Annotated in this window: 20 protein-coding genes; 13 read left to right on the plus strand and 7 right to left on the minus strand. The window is 41.6% G+C overall.

All coding sequences use genetic code 11. From position 1 onward, the window contains the following. Window positions 1-99: 99 nt before the first annotated feature. From BIZ38_RS10630 to BIZ38_RS10640, 3 genes are read right to left on the minus strand one after another with little or no spacing between them, the layout of a single operon-like run. Window positions 100-699, minus strand: a complete 600-nt coding sequence (locus BIZ38_RS10630; RefSeq protein ID WP_187490250.1) for a hypothetical protein — start codon at window positions 697-699, stop codon at window positions 100-102. After that, a complete protein-coding gene (locus BIZ38_RS10635; RefSeq protein WP_175083452.1) occupies window positions 689-1,240 on the minus strand; it encodes an RNA polymerase sigma factor in 552 nt (183 codons plus the stop codon). Before BIZ38_RS10635 ends, BIZ38_RS10630 begins: the two co-directional genes overlap by 11 nt. Before the next feature lie 6 nt (window positions 1,241-1,246). Then, complete coding sequence (locus BIZ38_RS10640) at window positions 1,247-1,894, minus strand: energy transducer TonB (protein WP_054551272.1); 648 nt, start codon at window positions 1,892-1,894, stop codon at window positions 1,247-1,249. 106 nt (window positions 1,895-2,000) lie between these two features. On the opposite strand from BIZ38_RS10640, the gene BIZ38_RS10645 reads away from it, so the two are divergent. The 3 genes from BIZ38_RS10645 to BIZ38_RS10655 all read left to right on the plus strand — a co-directional run bounded on the left by BIZ38_RS10645 (window position 2,001) and on the right by BIZ38_RS10655 (window position 3,583). Continuing rightward, window positions 2,001-2,507: a DUF3087 domain-containing protein gene (locus BIZ38_RS10645; protein ID WP_054551273.1), complete on the plus strand. Its 507-nt coding sequence runs from the start codon at window positions 2,001-2,003 to the stop codon at window positions 2,505-2,507. 65 nt (window positions 2,508-2,572) lie between these two features. Continuing rightward, window positions 2,573-3,094: a hypothetical protein gene (locus BIZ38_RS10650; RefSeq protein WP_138617537.1), complete on the plus strand. Its 522-nt coding sequence runs from the start codon at window positions 2,573-2,575 to the stop codon at window positions 3,092-3,094. Between the two features lie 39 nt (window positions 3,095-3,133). Next, window positions 3,134-3,583, plus strand: a complete 450-nt coding sequence (locus tag BIZ38_RS10655; protein WP_187490251.1) for a low molecular weight protein-tyrosine-phosphatase — start codon at window positions 3,134-3,136, stop codon at window positions 3,581-3,583. Between the two features lie 25 nt (window positions 3,584-3,608). Here BIZ38_RS10655 and BIZ38_RS10660 read toward each other — a convergent pair whose 3' ends face one another. Next, window positions 3,609-4,682 (minus strand): energy transducer TonB, encoded by a 1,074-nt coding sequence (locus tag BIZ38_RS10660; protein WP_054551276.1) that lies wholly within the window; start codon window positions 4,680-4,682, stop codon window positions 3,609-3,611. Window positions 4,683-5,138: 456 nt separating this feature from the next. On the opposite strand from BIZ38_RS10660, the gene ribA reads away from it, so the two are divergent. From ribA to csrA, 6 genes are all read left to right on the plus strand, one after another. Next, window positions 5,139-5,765, plus strand: coding sequence for a GTP cyclohydrolase II (gene ribA, locus BIZ38_RS10665; RefSeq protein ID WP_054551277.1), 627 nt, complete (start codon window positions 5,139-5,141; stop codon window positions 5,763-5,765). A gap of 78 nt (window positions 5,766-5,843) precedes the next feature. After that, the gene (locus BIZ38_RS10670; RefSeq protein WP_166339830.1) at window positions 5,844-6,638 is read left to right on the plus strand and encodes a BPSS1780 family membrane protein; all 795 of its coding nucleotides are present in this window, start codon (window positions 5,844-5,846) and stop codon (window positions 6,636-6,638) included. Continuing rightward, on the plus strand, window positions 6,638-7,090 hold the full coding sequence (locus BIZ38_RS10675; RefSeq protein WP_138601891.1) for a regulatory protein RecX: 453 nt from the start codon (window positions 6,638-6,640) through the stop codon (window positions 7,088-7,090). Before BIZ38_RS10670 ends, BIZ38_RS10675 begins: the two co-directional genes overlap by 1 nt. A 17-nt stretch (window positions 7,091-7,107) precedes the next feature. Then, window positions 7,108-9,708 (plus strand): alanine--tRNA ligase, encoded by a 2,601-nt coding sequence (gene alaS / locus BIZ38_RS10680; RefSeq protein WP_054551280.1) that lies wholly within the window; start codon window positions 7,108-7,110, stop codon window positions 9,706-9,708. Window positions 9,709-9,714: 6 nt separating this feature from the next. Next, window positions 9,715-10,932: an aspartate kinase gene (locus BIZ38_RS10685; RefSeq protein ID WP_138601893.1), complete on the plus strand. Its 1,218-nt coding sequence runs from the start codon at window positions 9,715-9,717 to the stop codon at window positions 10,930-10,932. A 93-nt stretch (window positions 10,933-11,025) separates the two neighbouring features. Further along, a complete protein-coding gene (csrA, locus tag BIZ38_RS10690) occupies window positions 11,026-11,217 on the plus strand; it encodes a carbon storage regulator CsrA (protein ID WP_036970495.1) in 192 nt (63 codons plus the stop codon). 26 nt (window positions 11,218-11,243) lie between these two features. Here csrA and BIZ38_RS10695 read toward each other — a convergent pair whose 3' ends face one another. After that, the gene (locus BIZ38_RS10695) at window positions 11,244-11,711 is read right to left on the minus strand and encodes a YcxB family protein (protein ID WP_187490252.1); all 468 of its coding nucleotides are present in this window, start codon (window positions 11,709-11,711) and stop codon (window positions 11,244-11,246) included. A 124-nt stretch (window positions 11,712-11,835) separates the two neighbouring features. On the opposite strand from BIZ38_RS10695, the gene BIZ38_RS10700 reads away from it, so the two are divergent. Beyond that, on the plus strand, window positions 11,836-12,759 hold the full coding sequence (locus BIZ38_RS10700) for a hypothetical protein (RefSeq protein WP_187490253.1): 924 nt from the start codon (window positions 11,836-11,838) through the stop codon (window positions 12,757-12,759). Between the two features lie 325 nt (window positions 12,760-13,084). On the opposite strand, the gene BIZ38_RS10705 is transcribed toward BIZ38_RS10700, so the two are convergent. Both BIZ38_RS10705 and BIZ38_RS10710 read right to left on the minus strand, forming a co-directional pair. Beyond that, the gene (locus tag BIZ38_RS10705; protein ID WP_054551284.1) at window positions 13,085-13,276 is read right to left on the minus strand and encodes a hypothetical protein; all 192 of its coding nucleotides are present in this window, start codon (window positions 13,274-13,276) and stop codon (window positions 13,085-13,087) included. A 52-nt stretch (window positions 13,277-13,328) separates the two neighbouring features. Continuing rightward, window positions 13,329-13,502 carry a DUF1328 domain-containing protein gene (locus BIZ38_RS10710; protein ID WP_064485886.1) on the minus strand — a complete coding sequence of 58 codons (174 nt, stop codon included), beginning with the start codon at window positions 13,500-13,502 and terminating at the stop codon, window positions 13,329-13,331. A 534-nt stretch (window positions 13,503-14,036) separates the two neighbouring features. On the opposite strand from BIZ38_RS10710, the gene BIZ38_RS10715 reads away from it, so the two are divergent. From BIZ38_RS10715 to BIZ38_RS10725, 3 genes are read left to right on the plus strand one after another with little or no spacing between them, the layout of a single operon-like run. After that, the gene (locus BIZ38_RS10715) at window positions 14,037-14,285 is read left to right on the plus strand and encodes an OadG family protein (RefSeq protein ID WP_054551285.1); all 249 of its coding nucleotides are present in this window, start codon (window positions 14,037-14,039) and stop codon (window positions 14,283-14,285) included. 15 nt (window positions 14,286-14,300) lie between these two features. Further along, on the plus strand, window positions 14,301-16,073 hold the full coding sequence (gene oadA / locus BIZ38_RS10720) for a sodium-extruding oxaloacetate decarboxylase subunit alpha (RefSeq protein WP_054551286.1): 1,773 nt from the start codon (window positions 14,301-14,303) through the stop codon (window positions 16,071-16,073). A 10-nt stretch (window positions 16,074-16,083) separates the two neighbouring features. Continuing rightward, window positions 16,084-17,214, plus strand: a complete 1,131-nt coding sequence (locus BIZ38_RS10725; RefSeq protein WP_138602040.1) for a sodium ion-translocating decarboxylase subunit beta — start codon at window positions 16,084-16,086, stop codon at window positions 17,212-17,214. Window positions 17,215-17,569: the final 355 nt, after the last annotated feature.

A 17,569-nucleotide genomic window follows, 5' to 3' on the forward strand; every position in this document is an offset into this window, starting at 1 on the left:
ACTCCTTTACTCTTTCCCCTTGTAGCTCGCTAACTTTTTTAAATCTGACTGCTCTGAGTGTGTTGGGTTTCGCTACGCTCTACCCAACCTACGAGCTCGCTAACTCGTACAATTTTCCGCCTCATGGGTTAACTGTTTGAGTGCGATGATTTGGCCTTGTTTGTTCTGGTCTAGGGCGAGTAGGTCACCTTGGTGAATATGAGTATCTAGGGTGCCGTGTTTTTGTAGTTCTTCAAGGAGTGATTGTTTAATTTGTACTATGACATTTTGCTCGCAGTCGGCGATATACCAGTCGTTATCAACACTGACTAGACGGCCGGTGAAGCTGGTGCGGGCTTGGTGATTGGCTAATGCTTGTTGGTAGTTCGCATCTAGGCTTTGTTTTTGTTGTTTAAGATTACTCACATAGCTGCCTTTGGCGTCGAGTTCGTGTACCTCAAGCCATTGATAATCTGATAAATCCACGGCGTAAACATCGGTTAATTCACGGTTGTTGTATTGCAGCATGACAAAGCCAAGAATCGCTAAAGCAGCAAAAACACCGGTCATTTGCAGGCCTAAAAAGTGCTGTGGTCTTGGCGTTGCCGACTGTGGCTTTTGCATATGTGAAAGCTCGTCGCTGCTTAAGCTGTGCTCTGCCTTACGTTTTTGAAAATGTGCTTTTAAATCAGCATCGAATTGCTCGTCGTTACGCTTCATGATGGCCTCCTAGTTGTTGTTTCAGGTTTTGACGGGCATATCGCAGCCGAGTTTTAATGGTCTCTGGGTTACTTTGTGTGATTGCAACAATGTCTTCGAGACTAAAGCCTTCTTGTTGTAAGGTCAGCGCTTCACGTTGTACAAAGCTAAGCGCCATAAGTGCTTTATCAAAGGCTTCATAGTCGTAGTGATAACTTGCATCCTGAGATTCAGCAAATAGTTGGTTATCTTCTAATTCAACGAACTTTTGCTGCTTACGAAATTCATCAATTAATAAATTACGAGCTAAGCGAAAAAGCCACGCTTTTGGGTTGTTCTGATCATTGTAAAAGTCGCGTTTATCAATAACTTTTAACCAGGTTTGCTGGCATATATCAAGGGCAAGATCTTTATCACTTTGTGTAACTAGATAGTGATAAAGATCGTTCCCGTATTGAGCAACGAGTTGGTTAAGGTAACGGTTGTCGCCCGTTTTGGCATACTGCGCCAAACAATCTGTGTTTGGCTTGTCAAATAACCATGTCTTGATGCTCATTAGCATAGGCAGTTATCCATCTATTTTAAAATCAAGTTGAACGCTTTGGTTTGTTTGTAATTGTGCCACACCTTCAACAACTTTAGGGCGATATTTCCAACGTTTAATCGCGCGAATTGCTTCACGGTCAAATACCCGTTTTGGCTCAGCATCAATAATAACAGGATCAATCACTTCACCAGTCGGTGAAATACTAAAGCTAATTTGCACCCAACCTTCAATGCCGTCGCGAGCTGCTACCGGAGGGTACTTAGGGTTAATACGCACAATTGGCGTTGCATCTCCTGTTGGTTGATTAATAGTTTTGCTCAGTGTGTCGCCAATGTTATCGAATGTCATTGTTGGTGTTAAATCAGCTACCACAACTGTTTCGGTCGTATCAATGGTTGGCCGCGGTGGCACTTTTGGTGGCATTTTAGCAACTGGCGGTGGAGGCAGTGTTTGCTTTACTTGCACTTTTGAGTCTTCCGGTACTTCATAAATTTCAACCGTGATGTCTGGGCCTGTTTTTACATCGGCTCTTTGCTCAGCAGAAATTAAGTACTGCATAAATGCAAATGCTGCAAAGGTCATGACACCACCACCAATAATTGCTGCGGTTGTCTTTAAAGCAGCATTGCTGTTATTCAAGCTTGCTGAGTTTAGTGGTAAAGTATGCATAGCCGTTCCTCTTTGGATAATTGCTTTCATAGCTAAAACGGCTGGCAAATAAAAAAGGGGTGAAATTTTTTTCACTTTTTATTTTTCACAAGTTTTTTAGGTTGTTATGAAACTTATTCAAATAGATAAAGCCCGTTACCGTAAACATTTAAACCAAGTAATTATTGCTTGTGTAATTGCTTTAGCCGTTGGCAGTTTAGCCATTTCACAAACATTAATTGCGTTATTTCCTGATCCAAGCGGTAGCCATTTTCATTGGAACCTATTAGGTGTTGTTGTGTGTAGTTTGCTGGTGGGCTTTGTGCTTAATAAGTACCGCAATCATGATTACATGACTGAAATTGTCTATGTGTGGGAGCTTAAAAAAGCGCTGAATAAAATCACCCGTAAAATGCCAAAGTTAAAAGCAGCAGGGCGTGAGGGCAATGCCGATGCTTTATTAGCAATTCAATACAGTTATGCGGGGTCACGTTTGTTATGGCAGCTTGATGACAACACTATTACCATGGATGAGTTGGCAATTAAACAGGCTGAGCTTGATAGTGTTGCGCAGCAGTACAATTTAACTTTAGATGTTGATAAGTATGACGAAAAGATACTAAATCAATACTAAAAAGTTGTCTTTGTACCTATTTTGCTTTATTTTTTGTTGCGTCAAAATTTTAAAGATTGTGAACAATGAAAAAAATAACACATACAGTTGTCTCGTTGCTGCTACTAGGCCCCACTTTTGCTAGCGCTAATGATATTAGTTTTTCGATTGGTGGTGGCTATCCGTACTTTGTAATACCTGAAGTATCTGTTGCAAGTGCTGACTTAAGCCAGCGTTGGTATGGCAATTATAAGATAGGCCTTGATGATGGTTTTTCTGTGGGTTTTGAGCAAGCTATAAGTGATAATAATAAACATGCAATCGGCTTGCTGGTTGGCGCATTAGGAAACAGAGAAGTAGATACTCAGTGCGATGAATCTCAAAATAGCGATGAACTTACAGCAGCATTTGCCAACGCAATTGGTTGTGCTCTCGCTGAAGCGTTTGATGAAGAAACCACTAATGGTATTGGGCTTAGTTACAGCTATAATTTCAGTGGCTTAAACCAAGACGGTTGGCGATTGAGGTTTGAATTAGGGTACGGTGAAGCCTCAAACGATGATAATAAACGTGTTGATGGTGGTATCAACTTGAGTTATGAGTTTTAAGCAATTTTTTGAAGCAAATAATAAAGGTGGTTCATTTTAATGAAGAAGATTTTGATTGTTTGCTTGGGCAATATTTGTCGCTCACCCACAGCTGAGGCGGTGCTTCGTAGTCGAGCAAAGTCATTAGGTATTAATGTCAAAGTTGATTCTGCTGGCACCATTGGTTATCACCAAGGTAATCCACCAGATCCTCGCTCAAAAGCAGCAGCCGAAAAGCGCGGCTATAGTTTTAAAGGAATTTATTCGCGACCTGTGACTCAAGCTGATTTTTATGAGTTTGATTTAATCCTCGCAGCCGACAGGCAAAATCTTGCTGATTTAAAAGCCCAGTGTCCAGAGCACTTACAATATAAGCTGTCGCTATTTTTAAGTCATGGTGACGCAGGGGAAAGCGAGATCCCTGATCCCTACTATGGTGGCGATCAAGGCTTCGAAAAAGTACTCGATTTAATTGAGAACGCAGCAGATAAACTACTTAACAAGATATGATAGGGTCGCACTGCGACCCTGTTATTTAGTTGTTGATTTTAAAATCTAATTGCACCCGAGAAGTCGCAGCAATAGCTTGCCCATTTTCAAACTTAGGGGCATAACGCCACTGTTTTACTGCTTTAACAGCTTCTCTTTCAAATGCAGAGCCACCCTCAGAGCCAACCACAGTAATGTTGTCTACAAAGCCTGACGGGGTTACTTCAAACTCCATTACGACACTGCCATCTTCCATACGTTGAACTTTTGATTTTGGATATTTAGGATGTACGCGATATAACGGCTCTTGTTCTTGGCTTTCTTTCCACGGCACCATTTTCGCAATCGCTAAGCAATGTTTAGTTGCTTCGTCGCTTTTACCTGTTTTTTCGTATAAGTGAACTAGCTTTGAATGGGCGTTTAATTCGGTTTGATGATCAAAGTCTAGCTCTTGATCAAATACGCTTACCACGTGATTTAAACGCTCAATGGCGGTGCTGTATTTACGTTGATTTTCTGCAAATGCGGCAACTAAAAAGTCAGCGCTAATACGATCGACAGCGTTATTGGGTAAATTCTCTTGATAGTAATCATCGGCTTCTTCAAGATATTTCTTTGCTGTGTAATAGCGCTCACCAGTGCCTTTATATGCAAGGATACGAGCGGCGGTCATTTTTGCATCTGCAACAAGCTTGGCGGAGTTTTGTTTTTCAGCAATGGCAATGACATCATCTAAATACGTATCTGCACGCTTAGCTGAAGGTGTTGATTCTGCCATGCCGATTAATGAGTCATACACTTGTGCACTGAGTTTACCGTGATTTTGTTCTAGTATTTCGTAGGCTGTACGATATAACTCAAAGCGTTGCTCTTGCTCGCTTTTATCTAGGCTGTTTGCATAGTTAATAGCAAGGTTCGCAGTGTTGTCGGCGCTTTCGCCATAAACTTTTTTGCCTAGTTCAAACGCTTTTTTTGCAAGCTCACTACTGTCTTGCTGATTTTTTACAGCGGCGACATAAGCGCGGTAGGTGTCGTTAAACTCTTGTGTGGTCGTTTCATTAGCCATGCTTTGCTGGCTAAATAAAAGTGCCATGCATAAGGCAAGCGAGCTCTTTTTCATAATATTCCTTATTATTTTGCCCTGAGATAGAGAAGGGAATTAATACTAGTTGATGATAATCATTATCATCATTAGGTGCAAGGTAGCAAGTTACACTCGCTGTGTCACTGTTGAATATTAAGATACATAGTATGTTTTTATTAACAATTTGAACAAGGTCTGACTGTTTATCGAGATTAAACTAATCTATTTTTTCGAATATTTTGAATGTGATTTTTTAAAACGCATTACAATTCAATTAGGTAGCTGTATGACGGCGAGTTTTCAAGTGTTTGATGAGCGCCACTAAAGCGAGGCGCAAAGCTCGTATCTTGGGGTGGTTTGAGTGTATAATACTTGAATTGCTGGTAACTGCCTCAATATTAGTTATCACTCGTCGTATGTTGCATCCTTACAACCTCAAGCTGTTGTAATCACATTTGCAGTATCGCATTTATTTTTTAATTTGGATTTGTCGTGGCGCAAGTAAGAGCAAGAGTCCAGCTGAATGTTGGCAAAAACAGTGATATCCCTGCAGAAATCGTATCCTTCAGTGGCTTAAATGATGGCCAAGAACATGTTGCTTTAGTGTTTAATCAAGCAGACACAGAGCAAGATGTTCCTTTAATTCGAATGCATTCAGAGTGTTTAACGGGCGATGTATTTCACTCTTCACGTTGTGATTGTGGTGAGCAATTAAATGAGTGTATCGAGATGATGCACCAGCAGGGTGGTATTTTACTGTATTTACGCCAAGAAGGCCGTGGTATTGGCTTATACAATAAGATTGATGCTTACGTATTACAGTCGCAAGGTATGAATACGTACGAAGCAAATAACCATTTGGGTTTTGCTGATGATTTACGTGATTTTTCTGACGCGGTATTAATGCTCGAAGCACTCAATCAAAAGCATGTTAAGTTAATGACTAACAACCCAAATAAGCTCAAAGCACTGCGTGATGCGGGTATTGAAGTTGATTCAGTGGTTGGCACTCATGCGCACATTAAAGCGGGTGTGGTAGGTAACCGAGCTTACCTTGAAACGAAAATCAAACATGGCTCGCACATGCTTGATATTAAAAAAATTAAAAAGCCTGAGTAAATTTCACAACAGGTGACTATAAACAAGCGGCGCACCCAGTTATACTCGGTGCGTTTTGTCGTTATTGAATGAGAAACTATGTCGATCGAAGTACGTATTTTTAAAGCTGATGCGGGCGTTAAATGGTTTAAAGCTGGGTGGGAAATCTTTAAGCTGCAACCTTTGACTTTTATTTTAATGCATCTGCTAATCGTGATAATTAGCTTTTTGGCATTGCTGCTACCTTTACTGCAAGTTGTTGGTGCGTTTGTGACGCCATTTTTGATGGCAGGTTTTTATCAAGCTGTGTTAACTAAGCAGCAAGGCGGGACTATCAGCCAAGCTGATATTTTTAAGCCATTTAGTAATAAAGGAAACCGTATAGGTTTAGTGCGTGTGGCTGTGTATCAGATGGCGGCAGGTATTTTATTAGCCTTACTGTCTAATTTCATTTTTGCAGATGCCTACGCAGTTATTTCGAGTCAAACTTTCGACCCACAAAACCAAACACATATTGCCGATTTATTAGCAACCATTTCAATGGGGCAAGTTGCGGTATTTCTATTGGCGATCTGTGTGTATTTAACTGCTTTTGCCTATGCAGTGCCTTTGGTTTATTTTCAAAAGCAAAGCAATATGTTTCAGGTTTTAAAAACCTCATTCATGGTGTTTTACCATAATATGGCGCCACTTGGTGTTTATGGCCTAATTTGCGCTGTTTTAATGGTGATCTGTATTCCTTTATCGTTTATTCCACTATTGGTTTTAATGCCAATTTGTTACATTAGCTTCTTCGTGTCTTTTCAGGCCATTTTTATGCCAGTTGTGCCAAAAGGTGATGACCAAACAAAAGCACCTGAAGCACAGTCACAATCAGGACGCTTTGACGCGTAATGGATGATAAAGAACAAAAGTTAAAGAATTACGTACTTTGGTTATTGTCCCGACAAGATTATTCGCGTCGGGATTTAACGCGAAAGTTACAGCAAAAAGAGGCGACACCTGAGTTTACAGAGCGCTTGTTAGATTGGTGTGAATCACACAACTTTATTAACGAACAGCGCTATTGCGAAGGGTTTGTACGCCGCCATTTAGCTAAGTATCATGGTGTAAAACGCATTCAGAGCGAAGCAATGGCAAAAGGGATAGATCGAGCACTACTAGACAAGACGCTCGAGGAGTTCGAAATCGATTGGTTTGAACTCGCAAAGGACGCATATTTAAAGAAGTTTTCAAATTCAGGTAAAGAACTCGACCAGAAAGAAAGAGCGAAACGTGTACGCTACTTGATGTATCGAGGCTTTAATTACGAACAAATTGATTTTGCAATGCAAGCACAGCAATAAACGGGTGAGATTTTCACATGCAGCATATGACTACCGCACAGATCAGGCAACAGTTCTTAGACTTTTTTGCCTCTAAACAACACCAAATTGTTCCTTCAAGCTCGCTGATCCCGGGTAACGATGCCACGTTATTATTCAACAACGCCGGTATGGTGCAATTTAAAGATGTATTTTTAGGTGCGGAAAGCCGCCCTTATTCACGTGCAACCAGCTCACAACGTTGTGTACGCGCAGGTGGTAAACATAACGACCTTGAAAACGTAGGCTACACTGCACGCCACCATACATTCTTTGAAATGCTAGGTAACTTCAGCTTTGGCGATTACTTCAAGCAAGACGCAATCAAATTTGCTTGGGAGTTTTTAACTGACGTTGTAAAACTACCGCAAGAAAAGCTCCTTGTTACTATTTATCACGATGATGAAGAAGCCTTCAACATTTGGCATAAAGAAGTGGGTCTAAGTGAAGACCGTATTATTCGCATTGCAACTAGCGATAACTTCTGGTCAATGGGTGATACAGGTCCTTGTGGTCCATGTTCTGAAATCTTTTACGATCACGGTGAAGAAATTTGGGGTGGTCCTCCAGGTTCACCTGAAGAAGACGGTGACCGTTTCATCGAGATCTGGAACCTAGTATTTATGCAGTATAACCGCCATGCCGACGGTACAATGGAGCCGCTTCCTAAGCAGTCTGTTGATACAGGTATGGGTCTTGAGCGTATCTCTGCAATTTTACAAGGCGTGCACTCAAACTACGAAATCGATTTATTCCAAGCGCTTATTGCAGCAGCGGCTAAAGTAACAAACGCACAAGATTTAGATGATAAATCGTTACGCGTTGTGGCTGACCACATTCGTTCGTGTGCGTTCTTAGTATCTGACGGCGTTATGCCGTCAAACGAAGGCCGTGGTTATGTATTACGTCGTATCATTCGTCGTGCTGTTCGTCACGGTAACAAGCTAGGTGCGAAAGGTGCATTCTTCTACAAGCTAGTTGCTGCGCTAATTGAGCAAATGGGTCAAGCGTACCCAGAGCTTGCTAAGCAACAAGAAATTATTGAAAAAGTACTGCGTATTGAAGAAGAGCAGTTTGGTAAAACACTTGAGCGTGGTCTGGCTATTTTAGAAGAAAGCCTAACTGACATCGAAGGTGATGTGATCCCAGGTGACTTGGTATTCAAACTGTACGACACTTACGGTTTCCCAGCTGATTTAACGGCTGACGTGGCGCGTGAGCGTTTCATGACGATTGATGAGCACGGCTTCCAAGAGTGTATGGCTGTTCAGCGTAAGCAAGCACAGCAAGCGGGTAAGTTTGGTGCTGATTACAACCAACAACTTAAGTCTGAAAAACACACAGACTTTAAAGGTTACGATGCAGAACATTACACAGGTACTGTGGTTGAACTTTTCTCTGAAGGTCAATCGGTTTCTGTACTTGAAGATGGTCAAGAAGGTATCGCAATCTTAGACCGTACACCGTTCTACGCTGAATCAGGTGGTCAGGTTGGTGACACGGGTGTGTTAAAAGTAGCTGGTGGTGAGTTTGTAGTGACTAACACCACGAAACTTGGTAATGCATTTGCACACCATGGTCGTGTACAAGGTCGTATTGGTACAAACGATAAAGCAGAGGCAACCATTGATGCAGCACGTCGCGATAGCATCAAGAAAAACCACACTGCAACGCATATCTTGCATGAAACATTACGCCAAATTTTAGGTGAGCACGTAAGTCAAAAAGGTTCACTAGTTGACCCTGAACGTTTACGTTTTGACTTCTCACACTTTGAAGCGGTAACAAAAGACGAATTACGTCAAATCGAGCGCGCGGTAAACGATGAAATCCGTCGTAACTTTGCGCTTGAAACTGAGCTAATGGCTATCGAAGATGCAAAAGCAAAAGGTGCGATGGCATTATTCGGTGAAAAATACGATGACGAAGTGCGCGTAGTAACCATTGGTGATTACTCAATCGAGCTATGTGGTGGTACTCACGTTAAGCGCGCAGGTGATATCGGTTTATTTAAAATCGTATCAGAAAGCGGTATCGCGGCCGGTATCCGCCGTATTGAAGCGGTAACGGGTGCTGAAGCGGTTGCTTATGTAAGTGAGCAAGAACAACAGTTAAACGATGTTGCAGCACTAGTAAAAGGTGATAGCAGCACAGTACTTGAAAAAGTAACTGCGTTACTAGAGAAATCAAAAGGCCTTGAGAAGCAAATTGCACAGCTTAACGACAAGCTTGCAAGTGCGGCTGGTGCATCGTTACTTGACTCTGTTGTTGAAGTGAACGGTATTAAACTACTGGTTGCTGATGTTGCAGGTACTGAGTCTAAAGCACTACGTGGCATGGTTGATGACCTGAAAACGAAGATTGGCTCAGGTGTTATTGCCCTTGGTGTTGCTAATGGCGACAAAGTAAGCCTAATTGCCGGTGTAACTAAAGACTTAACAGGTAAAGTGAAAGCCGGTGAACTTGTAAATCACATGGCTGCACAAGTAGGCGGTAAGGGCGGTGGTCGTCCTGATATGGCGCAAGCAGGTGGTACTCAGCCAGAGAACCTAGCTGCAGCCTTAGAAAGTGTAACGGCTTGGTTAACTGAGCGTTCTTAATCACTAGTGGCACTTATCGTCCAAAAATTCGGTGGCACCTCAGTTGGCTCAATAGAGCGAATTGAGGCCGTCGCCGACCTTGTTGTAAAAACCAAACAACAAGGCCATCAAGTTGTGGTGGTGCTCTCGGCGATGTCGGGAGAAACTAACCGTCTAATTGAACTCGCTAAACAAATCGATTCTCGACCCAGTGCTCGTGAGCTTGATGTATTGCTAACCACCGGTGAGCAAGTGTCGGTCTCTTTACTCGCTATGGCTATTATTAAACGTGGTCACTCAGCGGTAAGCTTACTTGCTGATCAGGTCAACATTCGCACCGATAACATGTTTGGTAAAGCGCGGATTGAAGAGATTGCGGCGACTCGTCTAAAGCATGAACTTGAACATAACCGGATTGCTATAATAGCGGGCTTTCAGGGCCGCGATATTGAAGGCAATATCACCACGCTTGGTCGCGGTGGTACTGATACCTCTGCGGTTGAGATTGCAGGCGCTATCAATGCCGATGAATGTCAAATTTACACCGATGTTGATGGGGTATACACCACCGACCCACGTATTGAGCCTAATGCGCGACGTATGAGCCATGTCACCTTCGAAGAAATGCTCGAAATGGCTAGTCTTGGGGCTAAGGTACTGCATATTCGTAGTGTCGAAGCGGCAGGAAAATACAATATACCGCTCAGAGTGTTATCGAGTTTTAACCCGGATCAAGGGACCTTGATCAGTTTTGAGGAGCCGGATGTGCAAGCAAACATTGTGTCGGGTATCGCCTTTAATCGTGACGAAAGCTTGATTTACGTCAATGGCGTACACCAAGGAACGGAAAACCTTGCAAAAATTTTGAAACTTTTTGCAGAATTTGGCATCGAAATAGATATGATTAATCAAGTTAATCATAACTTTGAAAAAATAGACTATGCTTTTACTGTGCACACGAATGATTTTGAGCAAGCCCTTGAAATTTTGACCAGTAACCAAGATGGTATCAGCGCAGAATCTATTAAAGGGGTCAGCAATGTTGCCAAGGTGTCTGCAGTAGGTGTAGGGATGAAATCTCACTCTGGTGTGGCAAGTTTATTTTTTAATGCCCTTGCCGATGAAAACATCAAAGTGATGCTTGTATCGACATCAGAAATAAAGATATCAGTTTTAATTGACGAAAAGTATTTAGAACTGGCTGTACGTGCGCTACACAAAGTTTTTTTAACCGAAAATGAATAAGATCTAGAGTTTTTACTTACTTTTAAGTCTAGATTTCATTAGAATGTTTTTGACGCGGAATCTTTTAATTTTTTGGAACATGGGAGCAAGAGAATGCTAATACTAACTCGTAGAGTAGGTGAAACCCTAATGATCGGTGACGAAGTAACAGTTACTGTTCTTGGTGTTAAAGGAAATCAAGTTCGCATTGGTGTAAACGCACCGAAAGATGTATCAGTACATCGTGAAGAAATCTACATGCGAATTCAAGCAGAGAAATCTAACCCAAATCCGGGCAACGTTTAATCAGCGACAGATATTTTAAGAGCCACTCACTGAGTGGCTCTTTTATTTAGTTCGGCTGTCATTTCATCATTTAGCGCTTGTTTAGAAATATATTGCATACCGCGCTGTGCCTTTAAAATATAACCTCGCTCAGTTTCAATAATCTCACTAATCTGTTGCCAGCTTAATTGGTAGCTTTTATGCGGGTTTTCGGCTTTCACCCCATCATCATCAAATACGATAGTCACTTCGCTGCCTGATGCACGGCTCATCATTTGTCTTGTGACCCACCATGGGCGCTTGTAATAAAACGATAAGCACTCAACGACGGCAAGCATAATCATAAAGCTACCAAGGTAATGATTCTCTAATTGATAAAACGCCAATAAGCCTAAGGTTATTAACAATATCAACAGCGGGTATTTAGGCTTGGCTTGAGATGAATAAGGCAAAGACTCATCAAAGCATTCGTAATAATACGGTTTATCTAATGTGTAAGTTGTACTTAATGTCATTCGTGGGCTCACTTAATTTGCTGACAGCAGTTTAACATTGATAGAAAAAATCTGCCGTAGTTGGTTTTCATTTAGTTGTCATTGTGAGAGCTTAAGGTATGTGTATTTTAAAGGCGTAAGTTGTATGTTTGTTAGTTCAATGTCATTAGCACTTGCAATGACCACAAATACTTTTTTAGTTATGGGCGATATGCCATACACCCCGATTGATGAAATTAATCTCGCCAAAGGCGGAAAAATTACCAAGGCAATCGAAGCAACACCTCATGGCTTTTTAATACATCTTGGTGATATGAAATCCGGGGCGCTTGCTTGCACGAACAAGCTTTTGCAAACAAATAAAGCGTTATTGACGTCATTGACCCCACAGCCTTTTATTTACACCCCCGGTGATAATGAATGGACCGATTGTGACCGAGAAAAGCTATCGGTACGTTTTGATGAGCTTGAGCGGCTAAGCTTTGTTAAAGGCTTAATGTTCGACGAGGCTTATACACAAAAAGCACAGCAACTACAGGGTTATACAACACAAGCTGAAATGCTAGAGAATGCTCGTTGGCAGTTTGATGGTATTGAGTTTCGTACCTTACACATTCCGGGCACTTTTAATGGCCGCTCACAAATTTTAAAAAGTGATAAAAGCGCGGCACTTGATGCCGCTGACAAACGTGATAAGTACAACTTAATTTGGTTAAAACAAGCACTTGTTCAACAAGATGCTAAGGCCTATGTGTTTGGCTTTCAGGCTGATATTTACCACCCAAGCAGTAAACCCGCCTGTAGTGAATCACAGCGCTCTAATTGTGATGCATTTAAACTATACCGAGATGCCATCAGCGACTTTGCAAAGCACACCAATAAGCCTGTACTTGTAATGCATGGTGATACCGGCCCATATTGTCAGCAGCCGTTAGCGAGTAACTTAACGCGTTTAAATGTCCCCGGAGATTTTGCTGTAAGCGATGTCGCAAAAGTAAGTTTTATCGACGGCCGATGGCATATAGCAAGTGTAACGACAAATGTGCCCCTCACTAAGGTATGTGAGTGATAACGTTGGGTAGAACGGAGACGCACTCAGAGCCGTCAGCTATCAGATTAAAACCCAACAAGTTAGCGAATTTCTAGAGGAAAGAGTAAAGTTATCGAGTTTGAGGCTCACGTAGGCGTGAAATTTATTTCGCGCGGTGGTTTATAAAGTCATCAGACTTTAAACCCAAGTTAAGACTTGTAGGAGGCGTTTTAACGCCGAAAAAACTCACGCTATAGCCAAAAGTTCACGGTTAAAACCATTCCTACGATTATCTCAGATCTCATGCATCATTTAAAAAACAAAAAAGCGGCACTTGGCCGCTTTTCTTAAGTAAGGTGTGCTATTAGCAGTTAGTTTCTTCTGCGTTAACACCTTCTTTTACTTCTTCACATGCATCTTCAACTGCATTTTGTGTATCAGTAATTGCTTCGTCAATACGCTCACCTGCGTCTTCAGCAGAGTTGTCTTCACAACCCATGATGAAAAGACCTGAAAATAGGGCGATAGTTGCGGCTTTTAAAGTTGAATTTTTCATAATGAAATTCCTTGTAAATTTAAAAATAAAGTAAGTGGTTATCTGCTTTTAACTACTTAGGGACGTTGCCTCTAAGTGCTCCTGATACCAGCGAAATAACAAGTAATACTAAAAATATAAAAAAGATAATCTTAGCGATGCCTGCAGCGGCTCCTGCGATACCGCCAAAACCTAACACTGCTGCGATTAACGCGATAACTAGAAAAGTAATTGTCCAGCGTAACATAGTGGTCTCCTTGGCTATTTAAATTTTCTTAAGTTCGATGTAACTGAAGCGAGTTTTATGCCAGAACTTTTATTTTATATATTTCAATGGGTTGTGTGTTTTTGTTGTTCTTTAGATAGCTCATCATTTGGTAACTTTTACGAGTAAGCATGTAACTTATTCATAGTGATATTTTTTCATATTGAGATGCATGAGAAAAAGAGATAATGCACCAATAAATGGTAAGACCAATTTAACTTTATTTGGGTTGGCTACCTCTAACACCTTGTTGTGTGTGGTTTTTAGCCATTTTGTTGCTATTAATTAATAGTTCAGCATATAACGACTGGCTATATTGATTATTTATATCATCTATAGCGGGGCTTTAAATGCATAAATAGTGGGGTGTTAATTATATGTACGTCATGTTATTTTAAATTTAATTGGTTTTACCAATTTACAATGGTGCTATACAAATGAATTTTGTTTGTTATTATTGGTGCATAATTATTTAACAAAAATAACTTTTTATTTTAAGTAAGCGAGGGGAGTCGTATGGATATAGGTGGATTACTCACCACTGCGGCCAGTTTGATGGTGACAGGCATGGTAGGCGTGTTTGTTTTTCTGACTATTTTGATTTCAGCAGTCACTTTAATGTCAAAGGTAGTGGGTCGATTTGATGATCCTGCAATTGCAGAACCTACGCGTACAGCAAAAATTCAACCTCAACAGGGTGTGCCACAGGCACATATTGCAGCAATCAGCGCTGCAATTGCTCAATTTCGAAATAAACAAAAATAACGGGGCAGCTTAAACATGGCTAAATTAAAACTAACCGAATTAGTATTGCGTGACGCACACCAGTCTCTTTTGGCAACGCGTATGCGCTTAGACGACATGCTACCCATGGCAGAAAAACTCGATAATGCGGGTTATTGGTCAATTGAATCATGGGGTGGTGCGACGTTTGACTCGTGTATCCGTTATTTAGGTGAAGATCCTTGGCAACGTATTCGCGAGCTAAAAGCGGCAATGCCAAACACTAAGCAACAAATGCTACTACGCGGACAGAATCTCCTAGGTTACCGTCATTATGCTGATGATGTAGTCGAAAAGTTTGTTGAGCGTGCCCACAAAAACGGTGTTGATGTTTTCCGTATTTTCGATGCGATGAACGATGTGCGTAACCTTGAAACTGCCATTAAAGCTGCTGTTAAAGTAGGTGCTCATGCCCAAGGTACTATTTCGTACACAGTAAGCCCAGTCCACACGCTTGATATGTGGCTTGAGCTTGCAAAACAACTAGAAGATCTTGGTTGTCATTCAATTTGTATCAAAGATATGGCAGGTTTATTAAAGCCTTATGATTGTGAACAGTTGATCAAAGGTTTAAAAGAAACTGTGTCTATTCCTATTGCGATGCAATGCCACGCAACCACAGGTTTAAGCACTGCAACTTATCAAAAAGCGATCGATGCAGGTATCGATATGCTTGATACGGCTATTTCGTCAATGAGTATGACTTATGGTCATAGCGCCACAGAAACCATCGTTTCAATTGTAGAAGGCACTGAGCGAGATACAGGCCTTGATTTAAACCAATTAGAAGAAATTGCTGCTTACTTCCGTGACGTACGCAAGAAATATGCTGCATTTGAAGGCAGCCTTAAAGGCGTTGATGGACGTATCTTATTAGCGCAAGTGCCGGGCGGCATGTTAACTAATATGGAAAATCAGCTTAAAGAGCAAGGTGCTGCTGATAAACTTGATCAAGTATTACTTGAGATCCCGCGTGTTCGCGAAGACTTAGGTTACATTCCACTCGTTACACCAACCTCGCAAATTGTTGGTACTCAAGCGGTACTTAATGTGTTGACTGGCGAGCGATATAAAACCATCACGAAAGAAACTGCGGGTGTGCTTAAAGGCGAGTATGGTGCAACACCAGCGCCAATGAATAAAGAGCTGCAAGAACGTGTACTAGATGGCGCTGAAGCAATCACTTGCCGTCCTGCTGATAAGCTTGAGCCTGAACTTGAGAAGCTTGAAGCAGAGTTATTAAGTGAAGCTAAAGAGCAAGGTTTAGAGCTTGCTGATGACGTGATTGATGATGTGCTTACTTACGCATTATTCCCTCAAATTGGCCTTAAGTTTATTAAAAACCGTAACAACCCTGATGCGTTTGAAGCAATTCCAACGGGTGAAGTTGCTAAGTCAGAAAGCAAACCAGCCGCTTCAAGTCCTGCAAAAGCAGAGCAATACAGCGTTAAAGTTGACGGTAAAGTTTACGATGTCGTTGTAGCGCAAGGTGGTGAACTAAAAGAAGTAACTCTAAAAGACAGTGAGTTAATTCCTCAATCTGCCTCAGCGTCTGTTAGCGAAACCTTAAACGCGCCGTTAGCAGGCAATATTTTCAAAGTGAAAGTAAAAGCTGGCCAAACAGTAAATGAAGGTGATGTGGTTATCATAATGGAAGCAATGAAAATGGAAACAGAAGTTCGCGCCGCACACTCAGGTACAATAGCTGAAGTATTAGTAGCAGAGGGCGACTCTGTTGCCACTGGCGATGCGCTAATCGCGCTAGCATAGGAGACAGAGGATGGATGGTGTTTTAAACCTCTGGCATGCGACAGGTATTGCTAACTTTACCTTTCCTGCATTAATAATGATTGCGGTAGGTTGCGGGTTATTATATCTCGCAATCGCCCGTAAATTTGAGCCATTATTGTTATTACCTATCGGCTTTGGGGCTATTTTAACTAATATTCCTGTAGCCGGGTTATCTGAACCGGGTGGTTTGCTTTATTACGTGTATCACATAGGGATTGACTCTGGGGTGTTCCCACTTTTGATCTTTATGGGCGTGGGGGCGCTTACAGACTTTAGTGCCTTGATAGCAAATCCGCGTATGTTGCTGTTAGGCGCGGCTGCGCAGTTTGGTATTTTTGCTACTTTATTTGGTGCAATTCTACTTAACTTTATTCCTGGTTTTGAGTTTACACTTCAAGATGCATCGGCCATTGCCATTATTGGTGGAGCAGATGGTCCAACAGCTATTTTCTTAGCATCTAAGCTGGCACCTGATTTACTTGGTGCAATAGCAGTAGCGGCTTATTCATATATGGCACTTGTGCCAATTATTCAGCCGCCAATTATGCGTGCATTAACAACGCAAGAAGAACGTGAAATTCAAATGCCGCAACTTCGTACAGTATCGAAGAAAGAGAAAATTGTTTTTCCGTTAATGGTGCTTAGTTTAACCATCTTGTTTTTACCAGCAGCAACGCCGCTTGTGGGCATGTTCTGCCTAGGTAACTTGATGCGTGAATCGGGCGTGGTTGATCGTTTAAGCAATAGTGCACAAAACGAAATCATCAACATTACCACCATTTTCTTAGGCTTAGCGGTAGGCTCAAAGCTTGCGGCCGATAAGTTCTTAACCGTAGAAACAATCGGTATTTTGGTGTTAGGTGCATTGGCCTTTGCAATTGGTACAGCGTCAGGGGTGTTTATGGCAAAAGGTCTGAATAAGATCTCTAAATCGCCAATCAACCCATTAGTAGGCGCAGCAGGTGTGTCAGCGGTACCAATGGCAGCACGGGTGGTTAATAAGGTCGGCCTTGAGAGCAACCCGCATAACTTCTTGTTAATGCATGCCATGGGACCAAACGTAGCAGGGGTATTAGGAAGTGCCGTTGCAGCAGGTATTCTGTTAGCGATTGTTGGCTAAGTCGATTTACTTCCAACCGACTGGCGCAGTTATTTTACTGCGCTTTTTTTTGCCTATAGACTAGGGTCACCCTAAAGAAATTGTAGTTAAATGATAGTTGTGTAAGGAAGCCGCCATGAATGTTTTTATTATCTTATTATGCCTTTTTGTTGCCTTGGTTATTCTGATACCGCTACTTGAAAAGTATCAGTCTAGAATGGGGCTTGATGGCGCGACAAAGTATGCAAAGTACATTTGGCCACTGGTGATGATTTCGCTGATTATTCAACTTATCTATGTTCTTTTAAGGTAATAGTTGTATTAAACCGCAGTGCCATCAGTACTCATTTTAGTAAAGTCTATAATAGTTTTAGCC

The sequence above is a fragment of the Pseudoalteromonas sp. BZK2 genome, from assembly GCF_014349195.1.
In the GTDB taxonomy this organism is placed as follows: Bacteria; Pseudomonadota; Gammaproteobacteria; order Enterobacterales; family Alteromonadaceae; genus Pseudoalteromonas; species Pseudoalteromonas simplex.

What these genes read in the sequence shown, in the direction of transcription:
- BIZ38_RS10630 (WP_187490250.1), bottom strand. Translation starts at nt 699, where the DNA reads ATGAAGCGTAACGACGAGCAATTCGATGCTGATTTAAAAGCACATTTT.
- BIZ38_RS10635 (WP_175083452.1), bottom strand. Translation starts at nt 1,240, where the DNA reads ATGCTAATGAGCATCAAGACATGGTTATTTGACAAGCCAAACACAGAT.
- BIZ38_RS10640 (WP_054551272.1), bottom strand. Translation starts at nt 1,894, where the DNA reads ATGCATACTTTACCACTAAACTCAGCAAGCTTGAATAACAGCAATGCT.
- BIZ38_RS10645 (WP_054551273.1), top strand. Translation starts at nt 2,001, where the DNA reads ATGAAACTTATTCAAATAGATAAAGCCCGTTACCGTAAACATTTAAAC.
- BIZ38_RS10650 (WP_138617537.1), top strand. Translation starts at nt 2,573, where the DNA reads ATGAAAAAAATAACACATACAGTTGTCTCGTTGCTGCTACTAGGCCCC.
- BIZ38_RS10655 (WP_187490251.1), top strand. Translation starts at nt 3,134, where the DNA reads ATGAAGAAGATTTTGATTGTTTGCTTGGGCAATATTTGTCGCTCACCC.
- BIZ38_RS10660 (WP_054551276.1), bottom strand. Translation starts at nt 4,682, where the DNA reads ATGAAAAAGAGCTCGCTTGCCTTATGCATGGCACTTTTATTTAGCCAG.
- BIZ38_RS10670 (WP_166339830.1), top strand. Translation starts at nt 5,844, where the DNA reads ATGTCGATCGAAGTACGTATTTTTAAAGCTGATGCGGGCGTTAAATGG.
- BIZ38_RS10675 (WP_138601891.1), top strand. Translation starts at nt 6,638, where the DNA reads ATGGATGATAAAGAACAAAAGTTAAAGAATTACGTACTTTGGTTATTG.
- alaS (WP_054551280.1), top strand. Translation starts at nt 7,108, where the DNA reads ATGCAGCATATGACTACCGCACAGATCAGGCAACAGTTCTTAGACTTT.
- csrA (WP_036970495.1), top strand. Translation starts at nt 11,026, where the DNA reads ATGCTAATACTAACTCGTAGAGTAGGTGAAACCCTAATGATCGGTGAC.
- BIZ38_RS10695 (WP_187490252.1), bottom strand. Translation starts at nt 11,711, where the DNA reads ATGACATTAAGTACAACTTACACATTAGATAAACCGTATTATTACGAA.
- BIZ38_RS10700 (WP_187490253.1), top strand. Translation starts at nt 11,836, where the DNA reads ATGTTTGTTAGTTCAATGTCATTAGCACTTGCAATGACCACAAATACT.
- BIZ38_RS10705 (WP_054551284.1), bottom strand. Translation starts at nt 13,276, where the DNA reads ATGAAAAATTCAACTTTAAAAGCCGCAACTATCGCCCTATTTTCAGGT.
- BIZ38_RS10710 (WP_064485886.1), bottom strand. Translation starts at nt 13,502, where the DNA reads ATGTTACGCTGGACAATTACTTTTCTAGTTATCGCGTTAATCGCAGCA.
- BIZ38_RS10715 (WP_054551285.1), top strand. Translation starts at nt 14,037, where the DNA reads ATGGATATAGGTGGATTACTCACCACTGCGGCCAGTTTGATGGTGACA.
- oadA (WP_054551286.1), top strand. Translation starts at nt 14,301, where the DNA reads ATGGCTAAATTAAAACTAACCGAATTAGTATTGCGTGACGCACACCAG.
- BIZ38_RS10725 (WP_138602040.1), top strand. Translation starts at nt 16,084, where the DNA reads ATGGATGGTGTTTTAAACCTCTGGCATGCGACAGGTATTGCTAACTTT.